Origin of the sequence: Actinosynnema sp. NPDC023658 (assembly GCF_040639995.1) — a bacterium.
Classification (GTDB): Bacteria; Actinomycetota; Actinomycetes; order Mycobacteriales; family Pseudonocardiaceae; genus Actinosynnema.
On record NZ_JBFAAX010000233.1, the window covers coordinates 1 to 8,729 of the forward strand.

The window sequence follows — 8,729 nt, forward strand, 5'->3', positions numbered from 1 at the left end:
AACAGGCGGCGGCGCCTGCGGTAGTTGTCCTCCTCCAGGGAGAGCCTGCGCGCGGTGCTCGGGGAGGACCACCCGGACACCCGCCGGGCCGCGAACAACCTGGCGTCCTCGATGTTCCTGTCGGGTGACGCGGCGGGCGCGCTCGCCCTGGAGGAGGACAACTACCGCAGGCGCCGCCGCCTGTTCGGCACCGGCGACGTGCGCACCTGGGCGACCCTCGCGCAGATCGGGCTCTACCAGCGCGAACTGGGTCGCTACCCGGAGGCGCTGGACTCGCTGCTGTTCGCCTCGCAGCAGTTGCAGGCGCTGCGGCACGAGCTGAACCAGATCCAGATCGGCGTGCAGTGGAACCGGGCCATCGCGTTGCGCCTGGTGGGCCGGGCCAAGGAGGCCAAGGAGCGCACCGGCAAGGCGTTGCGGGACTACCGCGAGGTCCTCGGCCCGCACCACCCGTACACGCTGGGGTGCGCGCTGAGCTTCTCCGCCGACCACCGCCGGGTCGGCGTCGACACCGGGTTGGCCGTGGAGCTCGCGCGCACGGCGTTGACCGGCTTCCAGGAGCACGTCGGGCTGCGCGACGACCACCCGTTCGTGGCGCTGTGCGAGCTGGGCCTGGGCCTGGCGCTGCGCGCGGCGGGCGACCCGGCGGGCGCGGTGGGCCACGTGGAAGCGGCGACGCGGACCCTGCGCACCCGGCTGGGCGACACGCACCCGTGGACGTTGGCGGCGGCCATCGACGAGGCCCGGGTGCACGCCGCCGCCGGCGACGCGGACCGGGCCGCCGAGCTGATCGCCGAGGCGCACACCGACTGCCTGGAGTTCCTCGGGCACGACCACCCGCACACCGCCGCCGCGGCGCACAACCTGCGGCGCGCGGAGCACCCGACCGACCAGGACTGGCAGGAGTGCGATGTCGACGTCCCGCACACCTGAGCGCGCAGGGAGGACCGGCGTGGAGCTGCACGAGGACCAGGCCGAGCACGTGGGCCCCGAGTTCGACCTGGCCCGGCAGGCGTGCCGGGAGGCGATCGTCGAGAGCCCCGCGCTGCACTACCTCGCGCACTACAGCAGCGGCGTGTTCGACTTCGGCATCGACGCCCTCGGTGACCCCGCGGCCGCGCCGGACGCGTTGCCCGGCGGCACCCGCCGCGAGGAGCTCAAGCGGCTGGGCAGGCACCTGACGTTCCAGGTCGCGACGCTGGACCGGGCGTTGCAGGAGGTGCGCACGGGCCGGCTCATCCGCACCGTGCTGCACACCGAGGAAGGCGCCCTGTTCTGCGACTCCGTCGTGCCGAGCGAGCACGTCGTCGGCCTGGTGCTGGACCACGCGGGCACGGGACCGCTGTTCGGGCACCCGGCGGTGGACGAGGCCGACCGCGCGGTGGCCGGGCTCGCCACCCGGTTGCGCCGCCAGCTCAGCCTCGGTTCGCTCAACCCCGGCGGGTGGGAGAGCGCGGACCAGGTCACGCCGCTGCCGGTGCTCGACGAGGGCGCGCAGCCGCACGTGACGGTGGGGGAGGGGCCGCTGACCGCGTGCCTGGCCGCGGTGCGGTCGCAGGACCTCCACCTGGTCGCGCACGTCGTCGCCGGCGAGGTGCTGGCGATGGTCGACTGCCTCGGGGACCCGTCGCTGGCGCCGTTCTTCAACCAGATCACGGTGGACGCGCGGCGCCGGTTCTACCACGGGTTCGTGGGCGAGCTGGGCACGTTGACGACCAAGCTGAACCGGGCGGTCAGCCCCGTCGTCGGCGGGTTGATGGAACGGCTCGTGCTGGACGTCGAGATGGGCGCGATCTACTACTACCGGTTGCGCGCGGGCGAATACCTGGTGGGTGTGACCATCGACCAGTCACGCGTGCGTGCGGCGGATGATCGAATGTCCGCTTTGGCGCAAGAACTCACTCCACTCGGTCCTTGAACGCGCACCCACCCTTGCCTACCGTGGAATGGTGACGCCCGCGATCCGCTCGGCCACCCTCCTGGCGGCCCTTGGCGCGGGGTGGCTCACCGCGTCTTACTTCGGACTCACCGACGTCGACCGATCACCGGTGTACGGGTTTTTCATCACCGCACTCCTCGGATTCGGTTTGTACGCGAGCACCAGCGGGATCGAGATAGCGGAATTCCGCAAAGAGCTGCGCACCGTCGTCATCGCGGTGACGCTCGGCGTGCTCGCCAAGGTCGCGCTGGTCTTCGGCGCGATGTTCTTCGTGTTCCGCGAGCCGAACCACCTGATCCTGGCGGTGGCGGTGGCGCAGATCGACCCGCTGTCGGTGGCCGCGATGCGGGCCAAGTCCCGGATGTCGGAGTCGGCCAAGGCGCTGCTGTCGGCGTGGGCGTCGTTCGACGACCCGATCACCGTGCTGCTGACCGTGTACATCACCGCGTTCGCGCTCCGGGGCGGTGCGGTGGGCGGCGTGGGGTCGTTCGCGGTGAACCTGGTGCTCAACCTCGCGTTGGCCGGGGTGGCGTTCATGCTGTGGACGCTGGTGCGCGGGCGGGTGCGGCGGGCCGAGGCGGGTGGGCGCGCGGTCCGCTACGCGGTGCGCGCGGTGATGGTCGTGGCGGTGCTCGCGCTCGGGTTCGTCGCGGTGCAGTACGCGTTGCTGCTGGCGTTGGCGCTGCTGGGGCTGTTCTTCCGGCCGAACCTCGGGCGGTGGGTCGACGGGCTGGCCGAGGCCGGGATGCTGCTCGCGATCGCGGCGGTCGGGCTGGTGCTGGCCGACGAGTTCAGCTGGGCGCTGGCCGGGGTCGGCGCGGTGCTGGGCGTGGCGGCGTTCGGCGCGCAGGCCGTGGTGGCGTTCGTGCTGACGGTGCCGAGGCGGTGGCGCGGCGACCGGCTGCGGCTGGCGCTGGGGCAGCAGAACGGGCTGACCGCGATCATCCTGGCGCTGCTGCTGGAGCCGCGGTTCCCGGGTTCCATCGCCGTGGTCGCGCCGGCCGTCGTCGTGGTGAACCTGCTGCACGCCGTCACCAACGGGGTCTACGACCGCCTGTCGCCCGTCCCGCCGCCCGTCGCCGTGCCGTCCGGACGTGAGACCGCGTCCGCGAAGGCCCGGCGGGAGCGTGAGCCGAACAAGCCCGCGCGGGAGCCGTCACGCGGGCCGAAGCGCGTGCCCCGCGTGCCGCTGAACCCGGCCGTGCCGCACGTCGCCTCCGCCTACCGGGTGAAGCGCACGCCCTGAGCGTTCAACTCACCCGTCCTGAACGTAGGACTCTCGCGCCGCGAACGTAGGACTCTCGCGAGAGTCCTACGTTCGGAACGCGCGTGTCCTGCGTTCGGGTGCCCCGAGTTGAGCGTTCAGGTCAGGCGGGGGAGGAGCGGAACACGGCGTTGCGGACGCGGGGGCTCAGGTTGCGCAGGGCCTCGTGCACGCGGGCGCGGCGCGAGCCCTGGCTCACCTCCGCCACCAGGCCGCCGGCTCGCGCCGACCACGGCGCCAGCTTGAACAGCGGCTCCAGCAGGAACAGCGGCAGGAACTCCACGATCCCGTCGTAGGTGCCGCACAGCTCCTCCAGCCGGTCCTCCGCGTCGGCGTCCTCGGACGACTGGTACCACTGCGAGACCGCCGACCGGAACGCCTGCACGGCCTTCTGCATGAACACCGCCTGCGCGGCGGCCTGGGTGAACTCCGGCGTCCGCAGCCGCCGGTGCACGGCCTCCTGGGTGGCGGTCGGCGCGTGGTCGAACGCCTCCTCGAACATCACGTCGACCTGCGTCAGGTCCTCCAGCACGTCCACCGCGTCGCGGAACAGCCGCTCCACCTCGCCGGGCAGCCTGCTCGACGCGGCCGCCTCCGCACGACCCGGCGTGCCGCCCGCCAACGCGCTGAGCTGCCGCTGGATCGCGCCGAGCTGCCGGTCCGACGACGCGCGCACGCCGTCCATGTGCTCGGCCAGGTGCTCGATGAACCCGTAGATGCTCGTCTGCTGCCTGGTGAGCTGGTCCATCCGCAGCCGCAGCGCGGACAACGGGTCCGTGTCGCCGCCCAACCGCCTGCTCGTCGCGCCCACCAGCGCGGTGAAGTCCTCGACGAACGTCCGGTCGACGTACACCAGCGGCTCACGCCCGAGCAGCTCCCGCAGCTGGATCGCGACGCCGTCCGCCACCACGCCGTTGACCAGCAGGATCAGCTCGGCGTCCGGGTCGGCCTCGCGCACCGCCGAGATCCGCCGCATCACCCCGCCGACGTCCGCGTTGTCCAGCAGGGACCGGGTGATCAGCACGGCGCACCCGCCGGTGCTGTCCGGGAACGTGACCCAGAAGTCCGCCAACGAGTCCTCGGCCGCGCCGATCAGGTGCCGGTGCAGGTAGTCCAGGCCGTTGGCGTCGAGCAGCCGCCGCACCACGCCGTCGAGGTCGTCCGAGCTCAACGACCCGAACAGGTCGCGCGCCGCCTGCCGCACCATGTCCTCGGTGACGGTGAACTCGTGGCCGGGCGTGCGGGACACGTCGTCGGCCATCCGGAACACCCGGTGGCACAACCGGATCACGTTGCGCGCGTTGCCCCGCGCGATGTCCCGCAGGTACCGCGTGGTGTCGACGGTGAACGGCGCCAGCTGCGGCGTGCCGAACACCTGCTCCTGCGCCAGCGCGATGAACTCGCGCACCTCGACCTGGCTCAACCCGGACATCACCACGGTGTACGGGATGCGCTGCCGCACCGCGGGCGGCAGCACGGACTTGAAGTCCGGCAACCCGCACAGCACCAGGCACGCCCCGGCCTTGGCGAACACCTGGAGCAACGTCTGGAACGCGGCCATGGTGCGGGCGTGCGGGCGGCTGTCGGCGGAGAAGATCTTGTCCAGCTCGTCGACCGCCAGCACGAACCGCCGCTGCCTGCCGCCGAACAGCAGGGCGAACACGCCCATCGCCTCCAGCGCGGCCACCTCGGTGTCGATCGGCGTGGCGATGCCCCGCTCCACCAGCACCTGGTCCGGCGTGCCGCCGAGCAGCCACGACCACACCGAGTGCTCGAACCCCGGCCGCAGCAGCAGGGTGAGCGCGGTGCCGAAGTCGTCGTTGTTGGTGACCTCGCGCAGCGTGTCCTGGACCTTGCGCAGCAGCGCGCTCTCCATCAGGCCCAGCCGCTCCACGACCTCCTGCGGCTCCAGCTGCCTGCTGCCGAGCCACTCCAGCATGTCGCTGGTCAGACCGCTGCTCTGCAACGAGTCGGCGACGATGTCCGCGTAGTACTCGCTGACCTGCGCGCGCACGCCCTCGCGGCCGAGCTTCTGCATGAACCGCCGGTACAGCTCGATGAAGCTCTCCGCGGTCGCGTCGAGGTACAGCGCGTGCGTCGGGTCGGCCAGCACCTCGCGGGCGTGCCGGACCAGCCGCACCGCCAGGTGCGTCTTGCCGGTGCCGTAGTCGCCCAGCACGGCCACGACGGTGCCCGTGCGGTCACGCCCACCGCGCGCGGGTGGCGCGTCGAGGTACGAGGTGAGGTGCGCGAGCGCCTGCCGCGTCGCGTCGGTGGTGATCGCCACGTCGACCGCGTCCGGGTCGTCGTCGAAGTCCGTGATCCGGGCGACCGCCATCGGCGAGAAGGGGTTCTTCCGCGGGGGCGGGAGATCGCTGCTACCGCTCATGGCCCATTCCCCAGTCCATTCCGGGACCTGGTGTTCAAGAACGCCCTGATGTCCTCGACGGTCACCAGATCGGCCTCGGTGTAGCCTAGTCCCGTTTCGAGTTTGTGCTCGTAGGTGCCGTGCAGGAATCGCTGCAGCATCGCGACGGATTGGCAGTGCTTGGCCACCAATTCGATCGCGTCGTCACTCATCCGTGGAAAAGTTCCCGCGTCCGCGTGACGCGACAGCCGGTCTTCGGCGAATCGCTGCGCGTCACCGGGGTCGAGCGGACCGAGGTGCAGGGTGATCGGCGGGACCCAGGTTTCCAGTTGGCGCACGACGTCCGCCACCTCGTTCGTGCCCAGGTACGCGGATTCGGTCAGGAACAGCACCTTCGCGTTGCTGAGGACCCGCGCGTAGCGGATCACCTCGTCCACCAGCTCGTTCGGGCTGGGCAGCAGCACGACCAGCGCCACCTCCTCGCGCAACGCCCGGCCGAGCCGGGGGAAGACGCGGCGGGGCACGTTCCGGTCGGCCTCCATCCGGTCCGCCGCGTCCGGTCGCAGCGCGTCGTGGTCCACGAGCAGGTCGAACATCTGGTCGCACACCTCGACCGTGCGCTGGTCGATGGACAGCTCCTGGTCGGTCGGCAGGCAGCCGGTCAGGTCCAGCACGACACCGCGCATCCCCCGACCGGACAGCTCGGCGGCGACCCAGTCCGCGCACCGGTTGACCAGCGCGGTCTTGCCGCAGCCCGACTCTCCGGTGACCAGCACCAGCCGGCCGTACTCCAGCAGCACGGTCAGGTCGCCCATGTCCTGCCGGAACTGCTGGAAGGCGCTCTCCGTGCCGTCCACGGGCACGTAGTAGTCGCGGTGCGCCGGCCGGTGCCACGGGCGCAGCGGGCGCATCGGCGTGCTCTCCCAGCCGGGCAGCGGGAACGGGTTGACGCGCGCCTCGGTCACCGCGCCCACCCCGTGCACTGCGGGTGACGATCCGGGCGTGGAGATGTCACCCGTTCACCCGAACCGGTCGATCGCCTGGTCGGCCCCGATCCGGTCACGCGCGGCAGCGCGGCGGCTCGACCGGCCCGCCCGCCATCCATGCCCACCCCCGTCGCCTCACGGCGGCACACCGAAAGCTTCAGCCTACCGACGGAGAGTCGCACACGGGCGCCATTCCGTTAACCGGCCTACCCGATCGGCCCATGCGCGTTACTACTGTCGGGAATGGACGGAAAAGGCGGGTGATCGCCTCACCACGCCGCCGGCGCGTAGTCCTTCAGGAAGCACCCGTAGAGGTCCTCGCCCAGTTCGCCGCGCACGATCGGGTCGTACACCCGGGCCGCGCCGTCGACCAGGTCCAGCGGCGCGTGGAAGCCCTCGGCGGCCAGCCGGAGCTTGGTCGGGTGCGGCCGCTCGTCGGTGATCCAGCCGGTGTCGACGGCGGTCATCAGGATGCCGTCGGTCAGCATCTCCTCGGCGCTGGTGCGGGTCAGCATGTTCAGCGCGGCCTTGGCCATGTTGGTGTGCGGGTGGCCGGGGCCCTTGTAGGCGCGGCTGAACTGGCCCTCCATCGCGGAGACGTTCACCACGTACTTGCGGCGCGCGGGCGAGGCGGCCATCGCCGGGCGCAGCCGGGAGATCAGGATGAACGGCGCGGTGCTGTTGCACAGCTGCACCTCCAGCAGTTCCACCGGGTCGACCTCGTTGACCCGCTGCACCCAGCTGTTGACCGCCGCCTGGTCGGGCACCAGGCCGCCCGCGTCGATCTCCTTGGACCCGGCGGTCAGCGCCAGCGCCGTCACCGAGGGGATGGTGTCGGCCATCGTGCCCGCCAGCGCGACGGGGTGCGCGGACAGCGTGTGCCCGAACGTCAGCAGCTCGGGCAGCGGGCCGGACGGCAGCGGAGCGGACTCGGCGGCGACCAGGGGCGCGTAGGCGTCGGCCGACCGGCGCACGGTCTGCGCGGCGTTGTTGATCAGGATGTCCAGCGGCCCGGCGGCGGCCACCGAGTCGGCCAGCTGCACGACCTGGGCCGGGTCGCGCAGGTCGATGCCGACCACGCGGAGCCGGTGCAGCCAGTCGGCGCTGTCGGGCATCGACGCGAACCGGCGCACCGCGTCACGCGGGAACCGGGTGGTGATGGTGGTGTGCGCGCCGTCGCGCAGCAGCCGCAGCGCGATGTACATGCCGATCTTGGCCCGGCCGCCGGTGAGCAGCGCGCGCTTGCCGGTCAGGTCCGCGCCCTGGTCCCGCTTGGCCCGGTTCAGCGCCGCGCAGTCGGGGCACAGCTGGTGGTAGAACGCGTCGACCTCGGTGTACCGGCGCTTGCACGTGTAGCAGGACCGGGCGCGCAGCAACGTGCCCGCCGTCGAGCCGGGCTCCGGCTCGCGCAGCAGCAGGCCGCGGGTCTCGTCGTCGATGCGGGACGGCGAGCCGGTCGCGGTCGCCTCGATGACGGCGCGGTCGGCGGCCGTGACGGACGCGCGGCGGTCGGCCTTGCGGCGCTTGCGCAGGCTCTTCCAGATGCCGGCGGTGGCCCGGCGGACGGCTACCGCGTCGGGGTGCTCGGTGTCCAGTTCGTCCACTTGGGCGAGCACCCGGAGGGCGATTTCCAGTTCGGCGGGGTCAATCGACACGCCCAGCACTCTACCTGCGGTGAAATCCACCCCTGGACGGGTGAAATTCGCGTGAGCCACCGCTAGGGTGCCCGGCATGCCTACAGCGGGTACCGGTCCTCGTCTGGTGGGCAGCCTGAAGCACGCGGACGTGATGAAGAGCCTGCGCCTGATCGGTGACCTGATCCCCGAGTTCGAGGGGTGAGGTCGCGGGTGCCCGGCTTGCTTACAGGGGGTACCGGTCCTCGGGTGCGGCGACTGGCGCACCCCGACGACGTCGTCCGGGCGCGTGCCCTCGGCCTGCCCCGCGGTCGCCCGGTCCTCGCCGTGTTCGGCTCGGCCGACGCCCTGGACACCGGACTCGCCGCCGCCGTGCTCCCGGTGCTGCGCGCCGTGCTCGCCGCCGCCGCACGCGCGGACGCGACCGTGGTCACGACGGGCGCCGACGTCGGCGTCACCCACCTCATCGGCCTGGCCGCCGAGTCGCTGGACGGCCGCTGGCCCCGGTTGGAGCGCGTCCCGCCGAACCCCCCGGTGG

Annotated in this window: 6 protein-coding genes and 1 pseudogene; 4 read left to right on the top strand and 3 right to left on the bottom strand. The window is 72.1% G+C overall.

All coding sequences use genetic code 11. The features are described 5' to 3' along the window. Positions 1–24 precede the first annotated feature (24 nt). Genes AB0G02_RS21845 through AB0G02_RS21855 form a run of 3 tightly spaced genes read left to right on the top strand, consistent with a single transcriptional unit; the run spans position 25 to position 3,185 of the window. Positions 25–933, top strand: coding sequence for a tetratricopeptide repeat protein (locus AB0G02_RS21845; RefSeq protein ID WP_360797262.1), 909 nt, complete (start codon positions 25–27; stop codon positions 931–933). A 19-nt stretch (positions 934–952) separates the two neighbouring features. After that, complete coding sequence (locus AB0G02_RS21850; RefSeq protein ID WP_360797264.1) at positions 953–1,918, top strand: hypothetical protein; 966 nt, start codon at positions 953–955, stop codon at positions 1,916–1,918. Between the two features lie 31 nt (positions 1,919–1,949). Next, a complete protein-coding gene (locus AB0G02_RS21855; protein WP_360797266.1) occupies positions 1,950–3,185 on the top strand; it encodes a hypothetical protein in 1,236 nt (411 codons plus the stop codon). Positions 3,186–3,306: 121 nt separating this feature from the next. On the opposite strand, the gene AB0G02_RS21860 is transcribed toward AB0G02_RS21855, so the two are convergent. The 3 genes from AB0G02_RS21860 to AB0G02_RS21870 all read right to left on the bottom strand — a co-directional run bounded on the left by AB0G02_RS21860 (position 3,307) and on the right by AB0G02_RS21870 (position 8,212). Next, a complete protein-coding gene (locus AB0G02_RS21860) occupies positions 3,307–5,592 on the bottom strand; it encodes a hypothetical protein (protein WP_360797268.1) in 2,286 nt (761 codons plus the stop codon). After that, entirely contained in the window at positions 5,589–6,536 is a 948-nt protein-coding gene (locus AB0G02_RS21865) for a hypothetical protein (RefSeq protein ID WP_360797270.1), read from the bottom strand. The genes AB0G02_RS21860 and AB0G02_RS21865 overlap by 4 nt, the downstream gene beginning before the upstream one ends. Positions 6,537–6,826: 290 nt before the next feature. Next, the gene (locus AB0G02_RS21870) at positions 6,827–8,212 is read right to left on the bottom strand and encodes an SDR family NAD(P)-dependent oxidoreductase (protein WP_360797271.1); all 1,386 of its coding nucleotides are present in this window, start codon (positions 8,210–8,212) and stop codon (positions 6,827–6,829) included. Positions 8,213–8,440: 228 nt separating this feature from the next. On the opposite strand from AB0G02_RS21870, the pseudogene AB0G02_RS21875 reads away from it, so the two are divergent. Then, positions 8,441–8,729 (top strand): annotated as a pseudogene (locus AB0G02_RS21875) (hypothetical protein); the annotation flags it as partial.

Coding starts and splice junctions, on each gene's coding strand:
- AB0G02_RS21860 (WP_360797268.1), bottom strand. CDS start 5,592: ATGAGCGGTAGCAGCGATCTCCCGCCCCCGCGGAAGAACCCCTTCTCG.